The sequence below is a fragment of the Tenacibaculum sp. UWU-22 genome, assembly GCF_041021355.1.
Classification (GTDB): Bacteria; Bacteroidota; Bacteroidia; order Flavobacteriales; family Flavobacteriaceae; genus Polaribacter.
The window spans coordinates 421,494-444,359 of sequence record NZ_JBFNGP010000001.1 but is presented as its reverse complement, the minus strand read 5'-3'; the positions used below and the strand labels follow the sequence as shown (position 1 = coordinate 444,359).

Sequence of the window (22,866 nt, the reverse complement as noted above, 5' to 3'; positions counted from 1 at the left end):
AAATCTAGGGTGTTGAGGTAACGATACTAAGGTAATTTTTCAATTTCTTTTGTAACTTCAGAAAGTATTTCAAAAGCCGTTTCGGCCATTTTATTTCCTTTATAGTCTAGTAAAGGGTTTATTTCTACAAACTCTAAGCAAACAACTTTGTTACTAGATAGTAAATTTTTTATAATATTAATTACTTCATACTGGTCAAATCCTTTAGGAACAGGAGTTCCTGTGCCAGATGAAATCATATCACAATCTAGAGAGTCTACATCGAAAGATATATAAATAACTTCGCAATTATCTAATTTTTTTAGAGCATCGTTTACACAGGTTTTTAATCCACGATAACGAACTTCTTCAACAGTATAATTTTTTATTTGGTTTTTTTCAATGAGTTTGTCTTCAGGTTCTTCAGTGTCTCTTACGCCAAAAAAAACAATATTTTCAGGGGCTACCTTTTGTCCAGGAATACCCAAGTTTTTCATGCGTTCCCAATATTCGGCAGTTTCTCTGTCAATATCATTTTCTTGATAATCTAAATTATCATCGGCAATGGCAGCAGCTAAGGGCATACCATGAATATTACCCGAAGGTGAGGTGTAAGGAGAGTGTAAATCTGCATGCGCATCAATCCACACTACTCCTATATTTTTTGTTAGGTTTGCGGCTTTAACACCACTAATGGTTCCTAGCGCCGAAGAGTGGTCGCCTGATAATATGATTGGAAATCGACCTTCTTGAAGATTTACCTTTACATGATTACTTAACCGTTTACACTGGTTAAAAACACTTTCAATACGTTTTGCAAATGAGTTGTTTTTTTTGTTGTAAATAGATTCGTTTTCGGTAATTACATCTTCGAAGTCGAATAAATCAAAATAATTACTTCCTTGATTAATAGCGGCAATTTCAATAGCGTCTACCCCCATATCGGAGCCTCGCGTACCTGCTCCAATATCAGATCTATTTTTAATAATTCTTATCGCACTCATTTTTACAAAATAAAATGAAATAAAGCGTTGTACTTTTTATTAAGCTTTTTGTATTTTATCGTTTGTTAATTTCTACAAAAGGACGATAGTTTTTTCCTATATAAATTTGTCTTGGGCGACCAATAGGTTCTTTATTTAAACGCATTTCTCTCCATTGCGCAATCCATCCAGGTAAGCGCCCTAAAGCAAACATAACAGTAAACATTTCAACAGGTATACCCATAGCACGATAAATAATGCCTGAATAAAAATCTACATTTGGGTATAACTTTCTTTTTACAAAGTATTCGTCGTTTAAAGCTTCTTGTTCTAAGCCTTTAGCAATAGTTAAAATAGGGTCTTCAATTCCTAAGTCGTTTAATACTTGGTCGGCAGCAACTTTTATAATTTTTGCTCTAGGATCAAAGTTTTTATATACTCTATGCCCAAAGCCCATTAATCTAAAAGGGTCGTTTTTGTCTTTTGCTTTTGCCATATATTTTTTGGTGTCTCCACCATCTTGTCTAATAGCTTCGAGCATTTCTAATACAGCTTGGTTAGCGCCACCATGTAAGGGACCCCAAAGAGCCGAAATACCAGCAGAAAGTGAAGCAAAAAGACCCGCATGCGATGAGCCTACAATTCGTACTGTAGAAGTAGAACAGTTTTGTTCGTGATCGGCATGTAAAATTAATAATTTATCTAAGGCGTCTTTTATAATTGGATTAATTTTGTAGTCTTCATCAGGTGTAGCAAACATCATACGCAATACATTTTCTACATATCCTAAACTTTTTGACCCGTAGTTTAAAGGTAATCCTTGTTTTTTACGTAAGGTCCAAGCTACTAAAACAGGAAATTTAGCTAGTATTTTCACAATAGCTCTGTACATTTCTTGTTCAGAATCAACATTAACAGAAGATGGATTAAAGGCAATCAGCGCACTTGTTAACGAAGATAATACGCCCATAGGGTGCGCATTTTTTGGAAAAGCATCAATGATTTTTTTTACATCTTCATCTACAATGGCTTTTTCTTTAATATCAGCATCAAATTTTTCTAGTTGCTCTTTTGTTGGTAATTCTCCAAAAATTAATAAAAAGGCAACTTCTAAAAAATCGGCTTTTTCGGCTAGCTCTTCAATTGAATAGCCTCTATATCGTAAAATACCTTCTTCACCATTTAAAAAAGTAATAGCACTTTCGCAAGAACCTGTATTTTTAAAACCAGGGTCAAGAGTAATAACTCCTCCAGAAACTCCTCGTAGCGTTTTTATGTCTATTCCAATTTCATTTTCAGTTCCTTTTACTAATGGAAATTCATAAGTGTTTTGATCAATTACTAGTTTTGCTGTGTCTGCCATTTTTTAATTTGATTTTGAATTGAAAAGGGTACGAAGATACCAAATTTATAGCATTTTAAAAACAACTAGATATAAAAAAAAGACCTAATAGATTTTAAAATCTATTAGGTCTGATAAAAAAGTTAGGTTTTAGCTATTGTTGAATTTTAAATGCTTTTTTCTGAGGATAAAAAGCTATGCCGTTTAATTCTTCTTCAATACGTAACAATTGGTTGTATTTTGCCATTCTATCAGATCGAGAAGCAGAGCCTGTTTTGATTTGCCCGGTATTTAACGCTACGGCTAAATCGGCAATAGTGTTATCTTCGGTTTCGCCTGAGCGGTGACTTATTACAGAGGTATATCCTGCTTTGTGTGCCATATTTACGGCACTAATAGTTTCGGTTAAAGTACCTATTTGGTTTACTTTAATTAAAATTGAGTTTGCAATTCCGTTAGCGATACCTTTTGATAGTCTTTCTACATTGGTAACAAATAAATCATCACCAACTAATTGTACTTTAGTACCAATTTTGTCAGTTAAATATTTCCATCCGTCCCAATCGTTTTCATCCATTCCGTCTTCAATAGAAATAATAGGGTATTTATCAGCTAATTCGGCTAAGTAATCGGCTTGTTCTTTACTTGTACGTATTTTTCCTTTATCACCTTCGAACTTTGTGTAATCATATTTTCCGTCAACATAAAATTCTGCAGAGGCACAGTCTAGGGCAATCATTACTTCGTCGCCAAATTTATAACCTGCATTTTTAGTAGCTAAGGCAATGGTTTCAATAGCATCTTCTGTTCCGTCAAGGGTAGGGGCAAAACCACCTTCGTCACCAACAGCAGTAGAAAGGTTACGGTTGTGTAATACCTTTTTTAGGTTGTGAAAAATTTCAGATCCTATTTGCATTGCATTGGCAAAGTTTTTTGCTTTTACAGGCATAATCATAAATTCTTGAAAAGCAATAGGAGCATCTGAATGTGAACCACCGTTAATAATATTCATCATAGGAACAGGTAAGGTGTTGGCCGAAACTCCTCCAATGTATCGATATAAAGGTATTGCTAACTCATTGGCAGCCGCTTTTGCTACAGCTAAAGAAACGCCTAAGATAGCATTTGCACCCAATTTAGATTTATTTGCTGTACCATCTAAATCTATCATGGTTAAATCAATGGCATTTTGTTCAAAAACAGACATGCCTAATAATTCTTGAGCAATGATGTTGTTTACGTTATTTACAGCATTTGATACACCTTTACCCATATATTCTTTGCCACCATCACGTAATTCAACCGCTTCGTGTTCTCCAGTTGAAGCTCCAGAAGGAACGGCTGCTCTACCTAAAATTCCATTTTCGGTAATAACATCTACTTCTACGGTAGGGTTTCCTCTAGAATCAAAAATTTGACGTGCATGAATGTTGGTTATAATGCTCATAATATTTGGGTTTTTAAGTTTTTTTAATAATAAGTTATTCTATTATTTTAATGAGCGCTAAATTACAAAATGTCTTTTATTGTTTTAAAGTTTAAGGAGGTTTTATTACGAAAACGATTGCTAAAAAAACCCACTCTTAATAATAAGAGTGGGAAAATTGCTATGAAAAAGAAAAGTGATTATTTAATCACACTGTAAATTAAACTAAAATTGAAATACTTTTTTTGTTAAAAACTTTATATGGGACGTTTCTATAGACGAAATGCAATTAAATTTCGTTAAACGGTTGCTTAAACAATTATATAGGCTAATAAAATAGTTAGTCATATTATAAAAAAAACAGCTAAATACATAAAAATGTAAATAGCTGTTTTGAGTATTGTTTGTTTTATTTTTGTTTAGATAAATAAGAAAATAAGCGTTAATATAATACCACCAATGGTAAAGTAAAGCCCTTTTTTTAGTATAGGTTTACTCGGTAAAAACATATAAAATGCAGAAACTACAAAGAAAATTAGCGATATACCAAAGAAAAGATTAAAAATAAATATAGGGCTACTAGTTGAAGATTTATGTAAATCTTCCATCTTTCCAAGTATATACGGTGATCTCATTTTTTTTATAATTGCAACGCCTGTTGCTTGATTATAAGTTCCATTTTTAAAATATAAAGTATCACCTTCTTGTTTATTGATATCTTCTTTTAACCGTAGCTTTGATTTAAGTTGATTGTTTGCTAGGTTTTTATCTAGTTGTTGCGTAACTATTGTTTCTACTTTAAAAAAGTTTGTTTTTCTAAAAATTAGTGCAATACCACTAATTGAGTAAACGGCAATAATACCTACTAAAAAGAACCCTAAATAACGGTGTATTAGACGAAATTTTAAGCTTAAGTTTCTGTTATCCATAAAAATTGAATTAATTGTTTGAGTTATATGTTTAAATAAGGGTTTAAATTTAAATATTAATTCTGTTTATTTTTTTTGATGTTTTCTATAAAAACATCAAATAAATATGCTGAATCATGAGGTCCAGGGCTAGCCTCTGGATGGTATTGTACTGAAAATACATTTTTATTTTTCATTCGTATACCTGCAACAGTATTGTCGTTTAAGTGTACATGTGTAATTTCAACCTCAGGGTTTGCTTCAGTTTCTTCTCGATTGATAGCAAATCCGTGATTTTGAGAGGTAATTTCTCCTTTACCAGTTAGTAAATTTTTTACAGGGTGGTTAATGCCTCGATGTCCATTATGCATTTTGTATGTAGAAATTCCGTTAGCTAAAGCAATTACTTGATGACCTAAACAAATACCAAATAAGGGTAAATTTCTTTTAATTATTTCTTTAGCAGTATTTTGGGCCTCTGTTAAAGGTTCTGGGTCTCCAGGTCCGTTAGAAATAAAATATCCGTCAGGATTAAAAGCTTTCATTTCTTCAAAACTTGTATTGTATGGAAATACTTTAATATAGGCGTCTCTTTTAGCTAAGTTTCTTAAAATATTTTTTTTAATACCAATATCTAATGCAGCAATTTTAATAGCGGCATTTTCATTGCCTACAAAATAAGGTTCTTTAGTAGATACTTTTGAGGCAAGCTCTAGCCCCTCCATATTAGGTGTTGTAGCGAGTTGTTTTTTTAACTCATCAAGTTTATCAACTTCGGTAGAAATAATGGCATTCATAGCTCCATTGTCTCTTATGTATGCTACTAATGCGCGAGTGTCTACATCTGATATAGCTACTAAGTTGTGTTTTTTAAACCAATCAAACAGACTGCCATCGGCATTTTCACGCGAATAAGTAAAGCTAAAATTACGACAAATTAATCCTGAAATTTTAATTCCGTCAGATTCTACCTCGTCGTTATTTACACCGTAATTACCAATATGGGCATTGGTTGCAACCATTAACTGACCATAGTAAGATGGGTCTGTAAATATTTCTTGATAGCCAGTCATACCTGTATTAAAACAGATTTCGCCAGTAGCAGTACCTTCTATTCCTATAGATTTACCATAAAAAATGGTGCCGTCTGCTAATAAAACAAGTGCTTTTTTTTGTTGTTTGTATTTCATATGAATGAGCTTATATTATCTATTTTTAGCTTTTGGTTTTGTTTGTTGGGTTATGTTGCTGTTAAGGTATTTATTCTTTATACAGCTGCCTCTTTTTCGCCTAATTTTAATTATCGTAATGAGGTTAAAATAATTTGGCGCAAAAATATAAAAAAAGCAGTAAACTTTACGTTTACTGCTTTTTTTATACGGTATATAAATTCATATACTATTCTTCTGCTGTCGTTTCTGTTGTTTCAGTAGTAGTTGCTTCTGCTTTTTTACCACCTCTACGGCTACGACGCGTAGTTTTCTTAGCTTTTTTACCTTTAGGGTTGTATAGTTCGTTATAATCTACTAACTCAACCATTGCCATTGGAGCGTTATCGCCTTGACGGTTTCCTAATTTAATAATACGAACATAACCACCAGGACGTTCAGCTACTTTTACCGATACTTCTTTAAATAACTCAGTAACTGCATATTTGTTTCGTAAGTAACTAAATACTACACGACGATTATGAGTGGTATCTGCTTTAGATTTTGTTATTAACGGTTCAACAAATTGGCGTAATGCTTTGGCTTTCGCAACAGTAGTGTTAATGCGCTTGTGCTCTATTAAAGAACATGCCATGTTTGATAACATTGCCTTTCTGTGTGCTGTTTTTCTTCCTAAATGGTTAATTTTTTTTCCGTGTCTCATGACCTTTGTTATTTGCTTTCATCTTGCTCAACTCTCTTTGAGGAGCAAATTATGAAAGATTAATCTTTATCTAATTTGTATTTGCTTAAATCCATTCCAAAACTTAGGTTTTTGTTAATCACTAACTCTTCTAATTCGGTTAATGATTTTTTACCAAAGTTTCTAAATTTCATTAAATCACTTTTGTTAAATGATACTAAATCACCTAATGTATCTACTTCTGCGGCTTTTAAACAGTTTAATGCACGTACCGATAAGTCCATGTCAACTAAACGTGTTTTTAACAATTGACGCATATGTAACGATTCTTCATCGTAAGTTTCTGTTTGTGCAATTTCATCAGCTTCTAACGTAATGCGCTCATCTGAGAACAACATAAAGTGGTGAATTAAAATCTTTGCAGCTTCTGTTAAGGCATCTTTTGGATTGATAGATCCATCTGTGTCAATATCAAAAACTAATTTTTCGTAATCGGTTTTTTGCTCAACACGAAAGTTTTCTACAGCGTATTTTACGTTTTTAATAGGAGTAAAAATTGAATCTGTAAAAATGGTTCCTAAAACAGCACCTGCACGTTTGTTTTCTTCTGCAGGCACAAATCCTCTTCCTTTTTCAATGGTAATTTCACCATTTAATTTTACAGAAGAATCCATGTTGCAAATAACTAATTCTGGGTTTAATACTTGAAAACCAGAAATAAATTTTTGTAAATCGCCAGCGGTTAATTGTTCTTGTCCAGATACTGAAATAGATACGGTTTCTCTATCAGAGTCGTCTATTTGTTTTTTAAAACGTACTTGTTTTAAATTTAAAATAATTTCGGTTACATCTTCTACAACACCTTTGATGGTAGAAAACTCGTGCTCAACACCATCAAAACGTAATGATGTAATTGCAAAGCCTTCTAAAGATGAAAGCAATACGCGACGTAAAGCATTACCAACGGTTAAACCAAAACCAGGTTCTAGCGGTCTAAATTCAAATCTACCTGAAAAATCGGTAGATTCTATCATAATTACTTTGTCGGGCTTTTGAAAATTTAAAATTGCCATATTTTTTTCTTCGTTTTAATTGTTATTTGGTTGCGCGGTTTATAAGTTTGAAGAGGTACGAATAAACCCTTTGGCCAAATACCAATAGGATTAATTTATTATTTAGAATATAATTCTACAATTAATTGTTCTTTTATGTTTTCAGGAATTTGTTCTCTTTCAGGGGCTTTTACAAAAGTTCCTGATTTTTGTTCTGTATTCCAAGTCAACCATTCGTAAACACTATTATTTGCTGCTAAGGCATTTTCGATAGCGTCTAACGATTTTGATTTTTCTCTTACCGCTACTACATCGCCGTCTTTTAATCGGTATGATGGAATGTTTACTATATCACCATTTACGGTAATATGACGGTGCGATACTAATTGACGTGCAGCTCTTCGAGAAGTTGCAACTCCTAAGCGATATACTACGTTATCTAAACGTGATTCGCATAATTGTAATAACACTTCACCTGTAATACCACCAGCAGCTTGTGCTTTTTTAAACAAGTTGCTAAATTGACGTTCCAAAATACCATAAGTGTATTTTGCTTTTTGTTTTTCCATCAATTGCGTAGCATATTCTGATTTTTTCCCGCGACGACGGTTGTTACCGTGTTGTCCTGGAGGGTAATTTCTTTTTTCGAAATTTTTGTCATCTCCGAAAATTGCTTCACCAAATTTACGGGCGATTTTAGTTTTTGGTCCTGTGTATCTTGCCATTTTGTTTTTTTGTTGTATTAGGGATTATGAATTAAGGCTAATATCCTTCGATAATCATTTTTCCTAATGGGTTAAAATATTAATTAATATCGGATTCTAATTTTTCGATTAAAATCTAAAAATAGTTTTTGCAAAGTTTAATTTTATTAAACTCTTCTTCTTTTTGGAGGACGACATCCATTATGAGGAATAGGAGTAACATCGATAATTTCGGTTACTTCAATACCTGCATTATGAATTGATCGAATAGCAGATTCTCTACCATTACCTGGTCCTTTTACATATACCTTTACTTTTCGTAATCCGGCTTCTTTTGCAACTGAAGCACAATCTTCTGCTGCTAATTGCGCTGCGTAAGGTGTATTTTTTTTAGAGCCTCTAAAGCCCATTTTACCTGCAGATGACCAAGAAATTACGTCTCCTTTTTTGTTGGTTAAAGAGATGATAATATTGTTAAAAGAGGCTGCAATGTGTGCTTCACCTACCGACTCTATTATAACTTTACGTTTTTTTGAACTTGCTTTTGCCATAATCTTTAGTATTTAGTTATCAGTAAATAGCAATTAATTTTTTTAACTAAAAAATTAATGGGTTTTTACTTAATACTATTTCTTATTTTTTCTTGTTAGCTACTGTTTTACGTTTTCCTTTTCTAGTACGAGAATTGTTTTTGGTTCGTTGTCCTCTTAGTGGTAAACCAAGTCTGTGACGAATACCTCTTTGACACCCGATGTCCATTAAACGTTTAATGTTTAATTGTACTTCTGAGCGTAATTCGCCTTCAATAGTGTACTTTCCTACTTGCTCACGAATTGCAGCAATTTGGTCATCTGTCCAATCTTGAACTTTAATGCTTTCGTCAATTTTTGCATTTGCTAAAATTTCTTGCGCTCTACTTTTTCCGATACCAAAAATGTAGGTTAACGAAATAACGCCTCTTTTATTCTTTGGTATATCAATACCTGCTATTCTTGCCATACTTTTTTTAGGTTTAGTTGTTAGTTTTTAGTTGTTAGAATCCTAAACATTTCTATTTCGAGCAGATTCATCTAACGACTAATTGCTAATTGACTTTATTTATTTTTTACCCTTGTCTTTGTTTAAATCTTGGGTTTTGTTTGTTAATTACGTATAATCTGCCTTTTCTGCGTACTATTTTACAGTTGGCACTTCTTTTTTTTATGGATGCTCTTACTTTCATCTTTATTAGTTTTACAACTTAATGTATTAATATCTATATGTTATACGAGCCTTTGTTAAATCGTAAGGACTCATTTCTAATTTAACCTTATCTCCAGGTAATAATTTTATATAGTGCATACGCATTTTACCTGAAATATGCGCTGTAACAATATGTCCGTTTTCTAACTCTACACGAAACATAGCATTTGATAATGCTTCTGTTATTGTTCCGTCTTGTTGTATTGCTGCTTGTTTAGCCATATTATTTTAGTGATTTTCTATTACTGCTTCCTGTTTTCATTAAACCATCGTAATGACTATTTAATAAATACGAGTTAATTTGCTGAATGGTATCAATAGCAACTCCTACCATAATAATTAATGATGTACCGCCATAAAATAAAGCCCAGCTTTGTTGTACGCCAAACTTAGTTACCACAGATGGTAAAATAGATAAAGCGGCTAAAAATAAAGAACCAGGAAAAGTTATTCTAGATAAAATAGCATCTAAACGATTAGCTGTATCTTTTCCAGGTCTAATTCCAGGAATAAAACCACCGCTTCTTTTTAACCCTTGTGCCATTTCATCTGTACGAACAGTTATAGCAGTATAAAAATAACTAAAGATGATAATTAGTAATGCAAAAATTACATTATACCATAAACCATGTATGTCTTGTAAGCTGCTTAAAGCAGGGTATTTTTTAGCTAAAGCTAAAGGTAAAAACATAATAGCTTGTGCAAATATAATTGGCATTACACCTGCTGCATTTAGTTTTAATGGAATATACTGTCTTGCACCAGCAACATCTTTGATGTTTCCAGCAACGCCACGTCTTGCATATTGTATGGTTACTTTGCGTACAGCTGTAACAAGTAATACGGTTAATAATATGACAACCAACCATACAATCATTTCGATTAAAATCATCATAATTCCACCACCACCAGCATTGGTTGTTTTAGAAACAAGCTCTTGAACAAAAGCTGCTGGAAATCTAGCTACAATACCTACGGTAATTAATAATGAAATACCATTACCAACACCTTTATCGGTAATACGTTCACCTAACCACATTGCAAAAATGGTTCCTGCGGTTAACAATATCATCGACGAAACCCAAAAGGTTGCCCCACCAACTAGAAAAGCTGATTCAGGTAAACCGAATTGCGTTTTAATTGCGGTAATATATGCTGGACCTTGAAACATGGTAATTAGAATGGTTAACCAACGGGTAATTTGGGTTATCTTTTTTTGCCCACTTTCGCCATCTTTTTGTAGTTTTTGTAAATAGGGTATAGCAATACCCATTAATTGAACAACAATAGATGCCGAGATGTAAGGCATAATACCCAAAGCCATTACCGATGCTCTTGCAAAAGCTCCTCCTGTAAATGCGTTTAAAATTCCTAAAAGACCACTAGAAGTGCTATTTTTTAAAGCCGATAACTGCGTTGGGTCTATTCCGGGTAAGGGAACGGTTGACATAAAACGATAAACAGCAATTAAACCTAGTGTTAATAGAAGTTTTTCTCTTAATTCTTCTACTTTCCAAATATCTTTTAAGGTATTTATAAAATTCTTCATTTACGGATGGTTCTTATAAAGTTACTGCTTCGCCTCCTACAGCTTCAATAGCTTCTTTAGCGCTAGTAGTAAATTTATGTACAGTAATATTTAACTTTGCTTTTAACTCTCCACGACCTAATATTTTTACTAAATCGTTTTTACCAGCTAATCTATTTTCTATTAAAATATCTAAATTAACGGTATCTTTAATTCTTCCATTATCTACTAAAGATTGTAGTTTGTCTAAATTAATACCAACATATTCTTTACGATTAATATTGGTAAAACCAAATTTAGGCACACGTCTTTGAAGAGGCATTTGCCCACCTTCAAAACCAATCTTACGAGAATAACCAGAACGAGATTTTGCTCCTTTATGACCTCTGGTAGAGGTGCCTCCGTGACCTGAACCTTCTCCACGAGCAATACGTTTGGTTTTTTTCGTAGATCCAGTAGCCGGTTTTAAGTTATGTAAACTCATTTGTATATTGTCTTATTTAACTTCTTGTACAGAAACTAAGTGTGAAACTTTATTTATCATTCCTAAAATTGTAGGGGTTGCGTCGTGTTCAACAGTTTGGTTGATTTTTCGCAATCCTAACGCCTCTAAAGTTCTTTTTTGATTTTTAAGGCGACCAATTTTACTTTTTACTTGTGTAACTCTAACTTTACTCATCGTCTTAAAATTTATCCGTTAAAAACTTTTTCTAAAGAAACACCTCTTTGTTTTGCAATTGTTGCAGCACTACGTAACTGTAATAAAGCATCAAAAGTTGCTTTTACTACGTTATGTGGGTTTGATGATCCTTGTGATTTTGATAATACATCGTGTATTCCAACCGATTCTAATACTGCACGTACAGCACCACCAGCAATAACTCCGGTACCGTGTGAAGCAGGCTTAATAAATACTTTAGCTCCGCCAAATTTACCTTTTTGTTCGTGAGGTAAAGTACTATCGATAATAGGAATTCGTACTAAATTTTTCTTAGCATCTTCTACTGCTTTTGCAATAGCTGATGAAACATCTTTTGATTTTCCTAGACCATGACCAACAACTCCGTCACCGTTACCTACAACTACAATTGCAGAGAAACCAAAAGCTCTACCACCTTTAGTAACTTTGGTAACACGTTGTACGCCTACTAGTCTATCAACAAGCTCTAATCCGCTTGGTTTTACTCTTTCTACGTTTTTATATCCTTGCATAATATAATGTGTCTTAAAATTTTAAACCAGCTTCTCTAGCGGCGTCAGCTAATACTTTAACTCTGCCGTGATATAAATATCCGTTTCTATCAAAAGCTACCGTTTCAACACCTGCTTTAGATGCTTTTTCAGCAATTGTTTTACCAACTGCCGCTGCGGTATCTGCCTTAGAACCTGCTGTAATTTCTTTATCTCTTGATGATGCTGATGCTATAGTAACACCTTCTACATCATTTATTAATTGCGCATAAATTTCTTTGTTACTTCTAAAAACTGATAATCTAGGTTTGTCAGCTGTACCGGTAACAATTTTTCTAATTCTATGCTTAATACGTTGTCTTCTTTCAAGCTTTGATAATGCCATAATTTTATAATTGGTTTTGAATTTTGAATTTTGAATGGTCTTTTTACAGACTTTTTCAATTTTCTAACTTCAAATAATTATGCAGATTTACCTGCTTTTCTTCTTAATACTTCTCCTACAAACTTAATTCCTTTTCCTTTGTAAGGCTCAGGCTTACGGAACGAACGAATTTTAGCGGCTACTTGACCTACTAATTGTTTGTCATAAGAAGTTAATTTAACGATTGGGTTTTTTCCTTTTTCTGATATTGTTTCAACCTTAACCTCAGGAGCTAAGTCTAAAATAATATTGTGCGAAAAACCTAAAGCTAAATCTAATTTTTGACCTTGATTTGAAGCTCTGTAACCAACCCCTACTAATTCTAGTTCTTTAGTAAAGCCTTTGCTTACACCTTCAATCATATTATTTACCAAAGCTCTCATAAGCCCGTGTTGTGCTTTCTGAGTTTTGCTTTCTGATGCTCTTTCTAAACTAATTTGAGCATCTTCGATCGTTAAGGTAATTCCTTCAGAGATAGTTTGTGATAATTCTCCTAATTTACCTTTTACCGTAACCACGTTATCGTTTACTTTAACTTCAACACCTTGTGGTAATGCGATTGGATTTTTTCCTATTCTACTCATTGTACAAAGTGATTAATAAACGTAACATAATACTTCGCCTCCAACATTTTCTTGGCGTGCTTTTTTGTTTGTCATAACACCTTTTGATGTAGAAACAATAGCAATACCTAATCCGTTTAATACTCTTGGCATTTCTTTAGCGCCAACGTATTTACGTAAACCTGGAGTTGAAATTCTTTGAATTTTTCTAATAACAGACTCTTTTGTGTCTCGGTCATATTTTAAAGCTATCTTTATAGTTCCTTGAACTTTATCGTCTTTGAACTGATAGCTTAAAATGTATCCTTGATCAAACAAAATTTTTGTCATTTCCTTCTTCAATTTTGAAGCGGGAACTTCTACTACTCGGTGATTTGCAGCGATTGCATTTCGAACACGAGTTAAAAAATCCGCGATTGGATCTGTGTACATATAATTAAATTTGCGGTTTTGGTATTTAGTAATTTCTATTGTACCTACGGTTAAAACCGTAATTACTAAACCTGAAACCTGTTAATACTTATTTTACTCAAAAAAAATAGAGCGTGCAAATATACACATTCTATTTTATTTTTTTGAGTTTTATTTTAAAGTGCTTACCAGCTTGCTTTTTTAACACCAGGAATTAATCCTTGGTTAGCCATTTCACGAAAAGTTACACGTGAAATTCCAAACTGACGCATATAACCCTTTGGTCGTCCAGTTAATTTACAACGGTTGTGTGTTCTAACAGGAGAGGCGTTTTTTGGTAGTTTTTGTAATGCTTCATAGTCGCCAGCTTCTTTTAAAGCTTTACGTTTTTCTGCATATTTTGCTACCGTTTTTGCTCTTTTACGCTCACGGGCTTTCATTGATTCTTTAGCCATCTTATTAATTCTTTTTAAAAGGTAAACCTAATTCTGCTAATAAAGATTTTGCTTCTTTGTCGGTAGTAGCAGATGTTACAAAAGTAATATCCATACCGTTAATCTTTTTAACTTGATCTATGTTAATTTCTGGAAAGATAATTTGCTCAGTAATACCTAATGTGTAATTACCTCTACCGTCAAAACCACTTGTTTTAATACCGCCAAAGTCTCTTACACGAGGTAAAGAAGCTGTAATTAATCGATCTAAAAATTCATACATTTTTTCTCCACGTAGTGTAACTTTAGCTCCGATAGGCATGCCTTTACGTAGTTTAAAGTTAGCAACGTCTTTTTTAGAGATAGTAGCTACTGCTTTTTGACCAGTAATAGTTGTTAATTCTTCAACAGCATATTCGATTAATTTTTTATCGGCTATTGCAGAACCTACACCTTTACTTACAACTATTTTTTGTAATTTAGGTACTTGCATTACGTTTGAGTAGCTAAACTCGTCAGTAAGAGCTTTAATTACTCTTTCTTTATATTCGGCTTTTAATCTTGGTACGTAACTCATAATTAAATTGCTTTTTCTGATTTTTTTGAAAATCTTACTTTTTTATCATCTTCTATTTTATATCCTACTCTCACAGCTTTGCCATTTTCTACTAAAGCTACGTTTGAAATATGTATAGAAGCTTCTTTTTTTACAATACCACCTTGAGGATTTGAAGCGCTTGGTTTAACATGCTTAGATATCATATTTACCCCTTCTACTACAACTCTGTTTTTATCTTTGATGATTTGTAAAACTTTACCTTCTGAACCTTTATGGTCTCCAGCGATTACTTTTACAGTATCTCCTGATTTAATTTTGAACTTTTGCATCTTATTTTGATATTAAAGCACTTCAGGTGCTAATGATACTATTTTCATAAATTGTTTTTCACGTAATTCGCGTGCAACTGGACCAAATACACGTGTACCTCTCATTTCTTCTGTAGGATTTAAAAGTACACAAGCGTTATCGTCAAATCGTATATACGAACCGTCTTTACGTCTTACTTCTTTTTTAGTACGAACAACAACGGCACGAGAAACTTGTCCTTTTTTAACAGTTCCGTTTGGAGTAGCTGCTTTTACTGTAACAACTATTTTATCTCCAACACTAGCGTATCGTTTTTTTGTTCCTCCTAAAACTCTAATTACTAAAACTTCTTTAGCTCCAGTATTATCAGCTACTTTTAATCTTGATTCTGTCTGTAACATATTATTTCGCTCTTTCTAGGATTTCTACTAATCTCCAACGTTTAGATTTACTCATAGGACGTGTTTCCATAATCCTAACGGTATCGCCTTCGTTGCAATCATTCTTTTCGTCGTGTGCAACGTACTTTTTCGTTTTTAACACGAATTTACCGTACATTGGGTGTTTTACTCTTTTTACTTCTGAAACAACAATAGATTTTTCCATTTTGTTACTAGAAACAACACCGATTCTTTCTTTTCTAAGATTTCTTTTTTCCATCTTTAAAACTGACTATAGAATTATTGTAATTCTCTTTTGGTTAATTCTGTGGCAACTCTTGCAACAGATCTTCTTAAGCTACGTAACTCCAAAGGATTTTCTATTGGAGTAATGGCATGTGCCATTTTAAGGTCTGTATAACTTTTTTTCAACGCTTCTAGCTTTTCTTGTAAGTCAGCTGTTGATAATTCTTTAATTTCTGATTGTTTCATCTTTTTTTAGTTTTTAGTTGTTTGTTAGTAAATTTTATTTTTTAAAACCACTAACTTTTCAACTGTATAACTTCTGTTTAAGCGTTGTAATCAAAATCTCTTGCTATTACAAACTTTGTTTTTACGGGAAGCTTTTGTGCGGCTAAGCGTAAAGCTTCTTTGGCGATAGGCATTGGCACACCACCAACTTCAAACAAAATTCTTCCTGGCTTAACAACGGCAACAAAATGATCAGGAGCACCTTTACCTTTACCCATACGTACCTCTAATGGTTTTTTAGTAATTGGTTTGTCTGGGAAAATTTTAATCCAAAGTTGTCCTTCTCTTTTCATATAACGAGTTGCCGCGATACGAGCTGCCTCTATTTGACGAGAAGTAAGTAAGTTCTGGTCTAGTGATTTGATACCAAACATTCCGTTAGAAAGTTGGTTACCTCTACCAGCATTACCATTCATGTTTCCTTTCGCCTTCTGTACCTTACGGTATTTTACTCTTTTTGGCTGTAACATTTTTAATTTTTTTTAAAAATTATTTTCTTTTACGAGGTTGACGTTTACCTCCACCTTTGTTTCCGCTACCTTTTTGTTTTGATAGCCCTACTAATGGAGATAACTCTCGTTTTCCATAAACCTCACCTTTCATAATCCATACTTTTACACCTATTCTTCCGTAGGTAGTATGAGCTTCAACAAGTGAATAGTCGATGTCTGCTCTAAAAGTAGAAAGAGGAATTCTTCCTTCTTTATAGTGTTCAGAACGAGCCATTTCAGCACCGTTTAAACGTCCAGAAAGTTGTACTTTAATACCTTCTGCATTCATACGCATTGCTGCAGCAATAGCCATTTTAGTAGCACGCTTATACGAAATTCTATTTTCAATTTGACGAGCAACACTGCCAGCTACTAATTTAGCGTCTAATTCTGGTCGTTTAATTTCAAAAATATTAATTTGAACTTCTTTGCCTGTGATTTTCTTAAGCTCTTCTTTTAACTTGTCTACCTCTTGCCCGCCTTTACCGATAATAATACCTGGACGTGCTGTAGTGATAGTAACGGTTACAAGTTTTAAAGTGCGTTCTACAATTATACGTGAAACACTCGCTTTTGCTAATCGAGCATCTACATATTTTCTAATCTTATCGTCTTCAGCAATTTTATCTCCGTAGTCATTTCCACCATACCAGTTAGATTCCCATCCTCTGATAATTCCTAAACGATTTCCTATTGGATTTGTTTTTTGTCCCATTTCTACTGTTGATTAATTACTGTTATTTTTAGTTCCTAACTCTAAGGTTACATGATTAGAACGCTTACGAATTCTATGTGCACGCCCCTGTGGAGCAGGTCTTAACCTTTTTAACATACCTGCGCTATCTACACAAATTGATTTTACAAATAATCCAGCTTCTTCAATGTTAGCTTCTTCGTTTTTAGCTTGCCAGTTTGCAATGGCAGATAATAATAATTTTTCTAAATTACGTGATGCTTCTTTTGGACTGAATTTTAAGATTTGTAAAGCTTTTTCAACTTCAACACCTCTTACTTGATCTGCTACCAAGCGCATTTTTCTTGGTGATGTAGGACAATTAGTTAATTTAGCAAAAGCTTTTGCTTTTCTTGCTTCTTTTAACTGTGTTGCCATGTTATGTTTACGACTTCCCATAATTTCCTACTATTTTTTTCCTTTATTTTTAGCACCAGCGTGTCCACGGAATGAACGTGTTGGTGAAAATTCGCCTAATTTATGACCTACCATGTTCTCTGTAATATATACAGGAACAAATTGACGTCCGTTATGAACGGCTATTGTTTGCCCAACAAAATCAGGAGTAATCATACTAGCTCTAGACCAAGTTTTAATTACTGATTTTTTTCCTGCTTCTACGTTAGCCAATACTTTTTTCTCTAATTTATAATGAACGTACGGTCCTTTTTTTAATGATCTTGCCATGGTTTATTATTTCTTTCTACGTTCTATAATATACTTATTACTAGCTTTGGTTTTTGATCTAGTTTTGTATCCTTTTGCAGGAATACCGTTACGAGATCTTGGATGTCCTCCAGAAGAACGTCCTTCACCACCACCCATTGGGTGATCAACTGGGTTCATACGAACAGCATTTGTTCTTGGTCGTCTACCTAACCATCTGCTTCTACCTGCTTTACCAGATACTAACAATTGGTGGTCTGAGTTTGATACAACACCAACAGTTGCCAAACAGGTTAATAAGATTAATCTTGTTTCTCCTGATGGTAATTTTACAGTTGCATATTTACCTTCTCTTGCCATTAATTGTGCAAACGAACCTGCTGAACGAGCCATAACAGCTCCTTGACCAGGGTGTAATTCTATACAAGAAATAGTAGTACCTAACGGAATATCGCTTAAGTACATAGCGTTACCAATTTCTGGTGAAGCTTCTTTTCCTGAAACGATAGTTTGACCTACTTTTAAACCGTTTTGTGCAATTACATAACGTTTTTCTCCATCAGCATAATTAACTAATGCAATAAATGCAGTACGATTTGGATCGTATTCAATAGTTTTTACTGTTGCAGGCACACCGTGTTTATCTCTTTTAAAGTCGATAATACGGTATTTTTGTTTATGACCACCACCTATATTGCGGGTTGTCATACGCCCTTGGCTGTTTCGACCTCCAGATCTTTTTTTCGGAGCTAATAACGATTTCTCCGGCTTGTCAGTAGTAATGGTGTCGAACCCATTTACTACTCTAAAACGCTGACCTGGTGTTATTGGTTTTAATTTTCTAACTGACATGGTTGTCTTTTGTTAAAGATTGTTATAAAAATCAATGCTTTCTCCTTCAGCTAACTGAATAACTGCTTTTTTGTAGCCACCTGTAGATCCTGTAGTTAACCCTTTTTTTGTGTATTTGGTTTTTCTATGGATTGGGTAATTCATGGTCTTTACAGACTCAATAGTTACGCCATAAGTAGCTTCTAAAGCTTCTCTTATTTCTAATTTGTTAGCTTTTTTATTTACAACAAATGTATAACGGTTGTGTAACTCGCTATCGTTTGTAGCTTTTTCTGTAATAATAGGTTTAATTAAAATGCTCATTTTCTTCCCTATTTACTTAAATTAGATTCAATTCCTTCTAAACAGCTTTCGGTAATAATTACTTTGTTAGCATTTAAAACGCTATAAGTATTAATACCTGAAGCTCCTACAACTTTAGATTTCTTTAGGTTACGAGAAGATAAGTATACATTTTTACTTTCTTCACCTAATACGAATAAAGACTTTTTAGTGTCTAATTCTAAAGCTTTTAATACGTTGATAAACTCTTTGGTTTTTGGCGCTTCAAAATTAAAATCTTCAATAACAACTAGGTTGTTGTCTTTTGCTTGAATACTTAAAGCTGATTTACGTGCTAATCGTTTTAAGTTTTTATTTAATTTGAAAGAATAATTTCTTGGTCTTGGACCAAAAACACGCCCACCGCCTCTAAAAACAGGAGATTTGATACTACCTGCACGAGCAGTACCTGTTCCTTTTTGTTTTTTGATTTTTCTAGTACTACCAGCAATATCAGCTCTTTCTTTAGCTTTGTGGGTACCTTGACGTTGGTTTGCCAAATATTGTTTTACGTCTAAATAAATAGCGTGATCGTTTGGTTCTATACCAAATACTTCGTTAGAAAGTTCAACTTTTCTACCAGTATCTTTTCCTGTGATATTTAATACTGCTACTTCCATTATTTCTCGATAGTTACATAAGCGTTTTTGTGGCCAGGAATAGCTCCTTTTACAACGATAAGATTTTTATCGGCTACCACTTTTAAAACTCTTAAATTTTGAACTTTTACTTTGTCTCCACCCATACGACCTGCCATGCGCATTCCTTTAAATACTCTTGCAGGATATGATGCAGCACCAACTGAACCAGGCGCTCTTAAACGGTTGTGTTGACCGTGAGTCGCTTGTCCAACCCCGCCAAAACCATGACGTTTAACAACTCCTTGAAAACCTTTACCTTTAGAAATTCCTGATACATCAACAAATTCTCCTTCGGTAAAGTATTCAACAGTAATTGAGTCACCTAATTTGTACTCATCTTTAAATCCTTGGAACTCAACAACTTTTCTTTTAGCAGATGTGCCAGCTTTTTTAAAGTGACCATCTAAAGCTTTATTAGAGCTTTTTGCTTTTTTGTCATCGAAACCAAGTTGTAACGCGTTATAACCGTCAACCTCTTCGGTTCTGACTTGGGTAACAACGCAAGGACCCGCTTCGATTACTGTACAAGGAATATTTTTCCCGTTTTCATCAAATAAGCTGGTCATTCCTACTTTTTTTCCTATTAACCCAGACATTTTTAATTTTTGATTTACATTTTTGAGATTTATTTCCTCGAAAAATGCTTCAATTAATACTTGTTTTTTGAAACAAATGTTTCGTTTTTTTGCCCTTTTTAAATTTCGTTCTAAAAAAATAGAGCGTAAAACACCCCGCTTTAAGCTCTACTGTGTTTTACCATTTTTCCTTCGCGAAACCCTCTGGACATGTTGTTTTTATTGAGTTTTTAACTACAATAAAAAGCTAAACCCCAACTTAATGGGTGTGCAAAAGTATAAAAAACTTTCGGTTTAGCAAAACTAAACCGAAAGTTATTAATTACTTATACTTTAATTTCAACTTCAACGCCGCTTGGTAACTCTAATTTCATTAAAGCATCAATAGTTTTTGATGAAGAACTATAAATGTCTAATAAGCGTTTGTAAGCAGATAATTGAAATTGCTCTCTAGATTTTTTGTTTACGTGTGGAGAACGTAATACTGTAAAAATCTTTTTATTAGTTGGTAAAGGTATTGGACCGTTTACTACAGCTCCAGTACTCTTTACAGTCTTTACAATTTTTTCAGCAGATTTATCTACTAAATTGTAATCGTAAGACTTTAATTTAATTCTAATTTTTTGACTCATCGTATTATTATTTAGTAAATTATCCTTTTGCTTTTGCGATTACTTCTTCAGATATGTTTGAAGGTGTTTCTGCGTAGTGAGAAAACTCCATAGTAGAAGTTGCTCTACCAGAAGATAACGTACGTAATGACGTTACATAACCAAACATTTCAGATAAAGGAACTAAGGCTTTTACTACTTTAGAACCTGCTCTGTCAGACATGTCAGAAACTTGCCCTCTTCTTCGGTTTAAATCACCTACAATGTCACCCATGTTTTCTTCAGGGGTAAGTACCTCTAATTTCATGATAGGTTCCATAATTACCGCTCTAGCACTTTTAGCTGCTGCTTTATAGCCCATTTTTGCAGCTAATTCAAATGATAATTGGTCAGAATCTACAGGGTGGAATGAACCATCTTTTAAAGTAATCTTCATCGCATCCATTTCATAACCTGCTAAAGGACCATTTTTCATGGCTTCTTTAAATCCTTTTTCTACTGAAGGAATAAATTCTTTTGGAATATTACCACCTTTAATTTCAGAAACAAATTCTAATCCGTGTTTACCTTCTTCGGCTGGTTCCATAGTAAATACGATATCAGCAAACTTACCACGACCACCAGATTGTTTTTTGTAAACTTCTCTATGGTCTGCTTTAGCAGTTAAAGCTTCTTTGTATTCTACTTGAGGTTGTCCTTCGTTTACTTCTACTTTAAATTCTCTTTTTAAACGATCTACAATAATATCTAAGTGTAACTCGCCCATACCAGAGATAATGGTTTGACCTGAAGCCTCATCAGTACGTACCGTAAAAGTAGGGTCTTCTTCAGCTAGTTTTGCTAAAGCTAAACCTAATTTATCTACGTCTGCTTTTGTTTTAGGCTCAACAGCTATACCGATTACTGGATCAGGGAAATCCATAGATTCTAAAACAATAGGGTGTTTTTCGTCTGATAAAGTATCTCCTGTTTTTATATCTTTAAATCCAACTGCTGCTCCAATATCACCCGCTTCAATATATTCGATGGCATTTTGTTTGTTAGAGTGCATTTGGTAAATACGAGAAATACGTTCTTTTTTACCAGAACGATTGTTTAAAACGTATGAACCTGCATCTAAACGGCCAGAATAAGCACGGAAAAAAGCTAAACGACCTACGAAAGGATCGGTAGCAATTTTAAAAGCTAAAGCAGAAAAAGGTTCTTTTGCATCTGGTTTACGAGAAACTTCTTCACCAGTATTTGGGTCGGTACCTATGATGGCATCTTTATCGGTTGGTGAAGGTAAATAACGGCAAACAGCATCTAATAAAAATTGTACACCTTTGTTTTTAAAGGCAGAACCACAAATCATAGGAATAATAGACATGTCCATTACTGCTGCTCTCAATGCTGCATGCACCTCGTCTTCAGTAATAGAACTTTCATCTTCCATAAATTTTTCTAGTAAATTTTCATCGTAAGCAGCAACCTCTTCTATTAATTTAGCTCTATATTCAGCAGCTTCTTCTTTTAAGTCTTCTGGAATTTCGATGATATCGAATGTAGAACCCTTAGTTTCGTCATGCCAAACAATAGCACGGTTTTTTACTAAATCAACTACACCTTTAAAGTCAGCTTCATCACCAATTGGTAATACAATAGGCACTGCGTTAGAACCTAGCATATCTTTTACTTGTTGGCAAACAGCTAAGAAGTTCGATCCTTGACGGTCCATTTTGTTTACAAATCCCATACGAGGAACTTTGTAGTTGTCGGCTAATCTCCAGTTAGTTTCTGATTGAGGCTCTACACCATCAACAGCTGAAAATAAAAATACTAACCCATCTAATACACGTAATGAACGGTTTACTTCTACTGTAAAATCTACGTGACCTGGAGTATCAATAATGTTAAAATGATATCCTTTAGTGTCTGGAGTTTTTTCGCCGTTTTCTGTTGGAAAATCCCAAGTACAAGTAGTTGCGGCAGATGTAATGGTAATACCTCTCTCTTGCTCTTGCTCCATCCAGTCCATAGTTGCAGCACCATCGTGTACTTCACCAATTTTGTGCGAAACACCTGTGTAATAAAGAATACGCTCTGTAGTGGTGGTTTTACCTGCATCAATATGTGCAGCAATACCTATGTTTCTTGTATATTTTAAATCTCTACTCATC

35 protein-coding genes are annotated in these 22,866 nt (G+C 33.8%); all 35 read right to left on the bottom strand.

Translation table 11 applies throughout. The features are described from left to right. Positions 1–26 precede the first annotated feature (26 nt). Entirely contained in the window at positions 27–983 is a 957-nt protein-coding gene (locus tag AB2B44_RS02040; protein ID WP_369047884.1) for an arginase, read from the bottom strand. A gap of 55 nt (positions 984–1,038) precedes the next feature. Next, positions 1,039–2,325, bottom strand: coding sequence for a citrate synthase (locus AB2B44_RS02035; RefSeq protein ID WP_369047883.1), 1,287 nt, complete (start codon positions 2,323–2,325; stop codon positions 1,039–1,041). A 133-nt stretch (positions 2,326–2,458) separates the two neighbouring features. Continuing rightward, on the bottom strand, positions 2,459–3,751 hold the full coding sequence (eno, locus tag AB2B44_RS02030) for a phosphopyruvate hydratase (RefSeq protein ID WP_369047882.1): 1,293 nt from the start codon (positions 3,749–3,751) through the stop codon (positions 2,459–2,461). 398 nt (positions 3,752–4,149) lie between these two features. Beyond that, complete coding sequence (locus AB2B44_RS02025) at positions 4,150–4,659, bottom strand: hypothetical protein (RefSeq protein WP_369047881.1); 510 nt, start codon at positions 4,657–4,659, stop codon at positions 4,150–4,152. A gap of 56 nt (positions 4,660–4,715) precedes the next feature. After that, positions 4,716–5,828 (bottom strand): glutamine-hydrolyzing carbamoyl-phosphate synthase small subunit, encoded by a 1,113-nt coding sequence (carA, locus tag AB2B44_RS02020; RefSeq protein WP_369047880.1) that lies wholly within the window; start codon positions 5,826–5,828, stop codon positions 4,716–4,718. Between the two features lie 208 nt (positions 5,829–6,036). After that, entirely contained in the window at positions 6,037–6,510 is a 474-nt protein-coding gene (gene rplQ / locus AB2B44_RS02015) for a 50S ribosomal protein L17 (RefSeq protein WP_369047879.1), read from the bottom strand. Positions 6,511–6,569: 59 nt separating this feature from the next. Further along, positions 6,570–7,562, bottom strand: coding sequence for a DNA-directed RNA polymerase subunit alpha (locus tag AB2B44_RS02010; RefSeq protein WP_369047878.1), 993 nt, complete (start codon positions 7,560–7,562; stop codon positions 6,570–6,572). A gap of 98 nt (positions 7,563–7,660) precedes the next feature. After that, the gene (gene rpsD / locus AB2B44_RS02005) at positions 7,661–8,266 is read right to left on the bottom strand and encodes a 30S ribosomal protein S4 (RefSeq protein ID WP_369047877.1); all 606 of its coding nucleotides are present in this window, start codon (positions 8,264–8,266) and stop codon (positions 7,661–7,663) included. 146 nt (positions 8,267–8,412) lie between these two features. Continuing rightward, a complete protein-coding gene (gene rpsK / locus AB2B44_RS02000) occupies positions 8,413–8,796 on the bottom strand; it encodes a 30S ribosomal protein S11 (protein WP_369047876.1) in 384 nt (127 codons plus the stop codon). A gap of 82 nt (positions 8,797–8,878) precedes the next feature. Beyond that, a complete protein-coding gene (gene rpsM, locus AB2B44_RS01995) occupies positions 8,879–9,244 on the bottom strand; it encodes a 30S ribosomal protein S13 (RefSeq protein WP_369047875.1) in 366 nt (121 codons plus the stop codon). A gap of 106 nt (positions 9,245–9,350) precedes the next feature. Continuing rightward, complete coding sequence (gene ykgO / locus AB2B44_RS01990) at positions 9,351–9,467, bottom strand: type B 50S ribosomal protein L36 (protein WP_369047874.1); 117 nt, start codon at positions 9,465–9,467, stop codon at positions 9,351–9,353. 26 nt (positions 9,468–9,493) lie between these two features. Continuing rightward, on the bottom strand, positions 9,494–9,709 hold the full coding sequence (gene infA, locus AB2B44_RS01985) for a translation initiation factor IF-1 (RefSeq protein WP_152285504.1): 216 nt from the start codon (positions 9,707–9,709) through the stop codon (positions 9,494–9,496). 1 nt (position 9,710) lies between these two features. Next, positions 9,711–11,036, bottom strand: a complete 1,326-nt coding sequence (gene secY / locus AB2B44_RS01980; RefSeq protein ID WP_369047873.1) for a preprotein translocase subunit SecY — start codon at positions 11,034–11,036, stop codon at positions 9,711–9,713. A gap of 13 nt (positions 11,037–11,049) precedes the next feature. Next, the gene (rplO, locus tag AB2B44_RS01975) at positions 11,050–11,499 is read right to left on the bottom strand and encodes a 50S ribosomal protein L15 (protein WP_369047872.1); all 450 of its coding nucleotides are present in this window, start codon (positions 11,497–11,499) and stop codon (positions 11,050–11,052) included. Between the two features lie 12 nt (positions 11,500–11,511). Further along, complete coding sequence (gene rpmD / locus AB2B44_RS01970) at positions 11,512–11,694, bottom strand: 50S ribosomal protein L30 (RefSeq protein ID WP_369047871.1); 183 nt, start codon at positions 11,692–11,694, stop codon at positions 11,512–11,514. 11 nt (positions 11,695–11,705) lie between these two features. Beyond that, the gene (rpsE, locus tag AB2B44_RS01965; RefSeq protein WP_369048514.1) at positions 11,706–12,230 is read right to left on the bottom strand and encodes a 30S ribosomal protein S5; all 525 of its coding nucleotides are present in this window, start codon (positions 12,228–12,230) and stop codon (positions 11,706–11,708) included. 10 nt (positions 12,231–12,240) lie between these two features. Further along, the gene (gene rplR / locus AB2B44_RS01960; protein ID WP_369047870.1) at positions 12,241–12,591 is read right to left on the bottom strand and encodes a 50S ribosomal protein L18; all 351 of its coding nucleotides are present in this window, start codon (positions 12,589–12,591) and stop codon (positions 12,241–12,243) included. 77 nt (positions 12,592–12,668) lie between these two features. Beyond that, positions 12,669–13,214 carry a 50S ribosomal protein L6 gene (rplF, locus tag AB2B44_RS01955; protein ID WP_369047869.1) on the bottom strand — a complete coding sequence of 182 codons (546 nt, stop codon included), beginning with the start codon at positions 13,212–13,214 and terminating at the stop codon, positions 12,669–12,671. A gap of 12 nt (positions 13,215–13,226) precedes the next feature. Next, entirely contained in the window at positions 13,227–13,625 is a 399-nt protein-coding gene (gene rpsH, locus AB2B44_RS01950; RefSeq protein ID WP_369047868.1) for a 30S ribosomal protein S8, read from the bottom strand. A 164-nt stretch (positions 13,626–13,789) separates the two neighbouring features. Beyond that, positions 13,790–14,059: a 30S ribosomal protein S14 gene (gene rpsN / locus AB2B44_RS01945; RefSeq protein WP_369047867.1), complete on the bottom strand. Its 270-nt coding sequence runs from the start codon at positions 14,057–14,059 to the stop codon at positions 13,790–13,792. 4 nt (positions 14,060–14,063) lie between these two features. Then, positions 14,064–14,615 (bottom strand): 50S ribosomal protein L5, encoded by a 552-nt coding sequence (gene rplE / locus AB2B44_RS01940; protein WP_369047866.1) that lies wholly within the window; start codon positions 14,613–14,615, stop codon positions 14,064–14,066. A 2-nt stretch (positions 14,616–14,617) separates the two neighbouring features. Then, positions 14,618–14,926: a 50S ribosomal protein L24 gene (gene rplX / locus AB2B44_RS01935; RefSeq protein ID WP_369047865.1), complete on the bottom strand. Its 309-nt coding sequence runs from the start codon at positions 14,924–14,926 to the stop codon at positions 14,618–14,620. A gap of 12 nt (positions 14,927–14,938) precedes the next feature. Beyond that, positions 14,939–15,307 carry a 50S ribosomal protein L14 gene (rplN, locus tag AB2B44_RS01930; protein WP_369047864.1) on the bottom strand — a complete coding sequence of 123 codons (369 nt, stop codon included), beginning with the start codon at positions 15,305–15,307 and terminating at the stop codon, positions 14,939–14,941. A gap of 1 nt (position 15,308) precedes the next feature. Further along, complete coding sequence (rpsQ, locus tag AB2B44_RS01925; protein WP_105046104.1) at positions 15,309–15,566, bottom strand: 30S ribosomal protein S17; 258 nt, start codon at positions 15,564–15,566, stop codon at positions 15,309–15,311. Positions 15,567–15,586: 20 nt separating this feature from the next. Next, on the bottom strand, positions 15,587–15,778 hold the full coding sequence (gene rpmC / locus AB2B44_RS01920) for a 50S ribosomal protein L29 (protein WP_369047863.1): 192 nt from the start codon (positions 15,776–15,778) through the stop codon (positions 15,587–15,589). A gap of 77 nt (positions 15,779–15,855) precedes the next feature. Continuing rightward, positions 15,856–16,287, bottom strand: a complete 432-nt coding sequence (gene rplP / locus AB2B44_RS01915) for a 50S ribosomal protein L16 (protein ID WP_369047862.1) — start codon at positions 16,285–16,287, stop codon at positions 15,856–15,858. 19 nt (positions 16,288–16,306) lie between these two features. Further along, the gene (rpsC, locus tag AB2B44_RS01910; RefSeq protein WP_369047861.1) at positions 16,307–17,023 is read right to left on the bottom strand and encodes a 30S ribosomal protein S3; all 717 of its coding nucleotides are present in this window, start codon (positions 17,021–17,023) and stop codon (positions 16,307–16,309) included. Between the two features lie 12 nt (positions 17,024–17,035). Continuing rightward, positions 17,036–17,440, bottom strand: coding sequence for a 50S ribosomal protein L22 (gene rplV / locus AB2B44_RS01905; RefSeq protein WP_369047860.1), 405 nt, complete (start codon positions 17,438–17,440; stop codon positions 17,036–17,038). Between the two features lie 9 nt (positions 17,441–17,449). Continuing rightward, positions 17,450–17,728 (bottom strand): 30S ribosomal protein S19, encoded by a 279-nt coding sequence (rpsS, locus tag AB2B44_RS01900; protein WP_369047859.1) that lies wholly within the window; start codon positions 17,726–17,728, stop codon positions 17,450–17,452. Positions 17,729–17,734: 6 nt separating this feature from the next. Beyond that, on the bottom strand, positions 17,735–18,559 hold the full coding sequence (rplB, locus tag AB2B44_RS01895) for a 50S ribosomal protein L2 (protein WP_369047858.1): 825 nt from the start codon (positions 18,557–18,559) through the stop codon (positions 17,735–17,737). A gap of 12 nt (positions 18,560–18,571) precedes the next feature. Continuing rightward, complete coding sequence (gene rplW / locus AB2B44_RS01890; protein WP_369047857.1) at positions 18,572–18,862, bottom strand: 50S ribosomal protein L23; 291 nt, start codon at positions 18,860–18,862, stop codon at positions 18,572–18,574. 8 nt (positions 18,863–18,870) lie between these two features. Then, positions 18,871–19,500: a 50S ribosomal protein L4 gene (rplD, locus tag AB2B44_RS01885; protein ID WP_369047856.1), complete on the bottom strand. Its 630-nt coding sequence runs from the start codon at positions 19,498–19,500 to the stop codon at positions 18,871–18,873. Next, positions 19,500–20,117 carry a 50S ribosomal protein L3 gene (rplC, locus tag AB2B44_RS01880; protein WP_369047855.1) on the bottom strand — a complete coding sequence of 206 codons (618 nt, stop codon included), beginning with the start codon at positions 20,115–20,117 and terminating at the stop codon, positions 19,500–19,502. The genes rplD and rplC overlap by 1 nt, the downstream gene beginning before the upstream one ends. A gap of 305 nt (positions 20,118–20,422) precedes the next feature. Next, entirely contained in the window at positions 20,423–20,728 is a 306-nt protein-coding gene (gene rpsJ / locus AB2B44_RS01875) for a 30S ribosomal protein S10 (protein WP_024740605.1), read from the bottom strand. A 19-nt stretch (positions 20,729–20,747) separates the two neighbouring features. Continuing rightward, the gene (gene fusA / locus AB2B44_RS01870) at positions 20,748–22,865 is read right to left on the bottom strand and encodes an elongation factor G (protein WP_369047854.1); all 2,118 of its coding nucleotides are present in this window, start codon (positions 22,863–22,865) and stop codon (positions 20,748–20,750) included. Position 22,866: the final 1 nt, after the last annotated feature.

Bases quoted from the DNA above. Each gene is read 5' to 3' on its own strand.
- rpsS (WP_369047859.1), bottom strand. From the start codon at position 17,728: ATGGCAAGATCATTAAAAAAAGGACCGTACGTTCATTATAAATTAGAG.
- eno (WP_369047882.1), bottom strand. From the start codon at position 3,751: ATGAGCATTATAACCAACATTCATGCACGTCAAATTTTTGATTCTAGA.
- rpsJ (WP_024740605.1), bottom strand. From the start codon at position 20,728: ATGAGTCAAAAAATTAGAATTAAATTAAAGTCTTACGATTACAATTTA.
- carA (WP_369047880.1), bottom strand. From the start codon at position 5,828: ATGAAATACAAACAACAAAAAAAAGCACTTGTTTTATTAGCAGACGGC.
- fusA (WP_369047854.1), bottom strand. From the start codon at position 22,865: ATGAGTAGAGATTTAAAATATACAAGAAACATAGGTATTGCTGCACAT.
- rplX (WP_369047865.1), bottom strand. From the start codon at position 14,926: ATGCAAAAGTTCAAAATTAAATCAGGAGATACTGTAAAAGTAATCGCT.
- rplC (WP_369047855.1), bottom strand. From the start codon at position 20,117: ATGTCTGGGTTAATAGGAAAAAAAGTAGGAATGACCAGCTTATTTGAT.
- rplD (WP_369047856.1), bottom strand. From the start codon at position 19,500: ATGGAAGTAGCAGTATTAAATATCACAGGAAAAGATACTGGTAGAAAA.
- rpmC (WP_369047863.1), bottom strand. From the start codon at position 15,778: ATGAAACAATCAGAAATTAAAGAATTATCAACAGCTGACTTACAAGAA.
- rplF (WP_369047869.1), bottom strand. From the start codon at position 13,214: ATGAGTAGAATAGGAAAAAATCCAATCGCATTACCACAAGGTGTTGAA.
- AB2B44_RS02025 (WP_369047881.1), bottom strand. From the start codon at position 4,659: ATGGATAACAGAAACTTAAGCTTAAAATTTCGTCTAATACACCGTTAT.
- AB2B44_RS02010 (WP_369047878.1), bottom strand. From the start codon at position 7,562: ATGGCAATTTTAAATTTTCAAAAGCCCGACAAAGTAATTATGATAGAA.
- rpsD (WP_369047877.1), bottom strand. From the start codon at position 8,266: ATGGCAAGATACACAGGACCAAAAACTAAAATCGCCCGTAAATTTGGT.
- rpmD (WP_369047871.1), bottom strand. From the start codon at position 11,694: ATGAGTAAAGTTAGAGTTACACAAGTAAAAAGTAAAATTGGTCGCCTT.
- ykgO (WP_369047874.1), bottom strand. From the start codon at position 9,467: ATGAAAGTAAGAGCATCCATAAAAAAAAGAAGTGCCAACTGTAAAATA.
- rpsQ (WP_105046104.1), bottom strand. From the start codon at position 15,566: ATGGAAAAAAGAAATCTTAGAAAAGAAAGAATCGGTGTTGTTTCTAGT.
- rplO (WP_369047872.1), bottom strand. From the start codon at position 11,499: ATGAGTTTACATAACTTAAAACCGGCTACTGGATCTACGAAAAAAACC.
- rpsM (WP_369047875.1), bottom strand. From the start codon at position 9,244: ATGGCAAGAATAGCAGGTATTGATATACCAAAGAATAAAAGAGGCGTT.
- rplW (WP_369047857.1), bottom strand. From the start codon at position 18,862: ATGAGCATTTTAATTAAACCTATTATTACAGAAAAAGCTACAAACGAT.
- AB2B44_RS02035 (WP_369047883.1), bottom strand. From the start codon at position 2,325: ATGGCAGACACAGCAAAACTAGTAATTGATCAAAACACTTATGAATTT.
- rplE (WP_369047866.1), bottom strand. From the start codon at position 14,615: ATGAGTTACGTACCAAGATTAAAAGCCGAATATAAAGAAAGAGTAATT.
- rplN (WP_369047864.1), bottom strand. From the start codon at position 15,307: ATGTTACAGACAGAATCAAGATTAAAAGTAGCTGATAATACTGGAGCT.
- AB2B44_RS02040 (WP_369047884.1), bottom strand. From the start codon at position 983: ATGAGTGCGATAAGAATTATTAAAAATAGATCTGATATTGGAGCAGGT.
- rplV (WP_369047860.1), bottom strand. From the start codon at position 17,440: ATGGGAAGTCGTAAACATAACATGGCAACACAGTTAAAAGAAGCAAGA.
- rpsK (WP_369047876.1), bottom strand. From the start codon at position 8,796: ATGGCAAAAGCAAGTTCAAAAAAACGTAAAGTTATAATAGAGTCGGTA.
- rpsC (WP_369047861.1), bottom strand. From the start codon at position 17,023: ATGGGACAAAAAACAAATCCAATAGGAAATCGTTTAGGAATTATCAGA.
- secY (WP_369047873.1), bottom strand. From the start codon at position 11,036: ATGAAGAATTTTATAAATACCTTAAAAGATATTTGGAAAGTAGAAGAA.
- rplR (WP_369047870.1), bottom strand. From the start codon at position 12,591: ATGGCATTATCAAAGCTTGAAAGAAGACAACGTATTAAGCATAGAATT.
- rplP (WP_369047862.1), bottom strand. From the start codon at position 16,287: ATGTTACAGCCAAAAAGAGTAAAATACCGTAAGGTACAGAAGGCGAAA.
- rpsN (WP_369047867.1), bottom strand. From the start codon at position 14,059: ATGGCTAAAGAATCAATGAAAGCCCGTGAGCGTAAAAGAGCAAAAACG.
- infA (WP_152285504.1), bottom strand. From the start codon at position 9,709: ATGGCTAAACAAGCAGCAATACAACAAGACGGAACAATAACAGAAGCA.
- rplB (WP_369047858.1), bottom strand. From the start codon at position 18,559: ATGTCAGTTAGAAAATTAAAACCAATAACACCAGGTCAGCGTTTTAGA.
- rpsH (WP_369047868.1), bottom strand. From the start codon at position 13,625: ATGTACACAGATCCAATCGCGGATTTTTTAACTCGTGTTCGAAATGCA.
- rplQ (WP_369047879.1), bottom strand. From the start codon at position 6,510: ATGAGACACGGAAAAAAAATTAACCATTTAGGAAGAAAAACAGCACAC.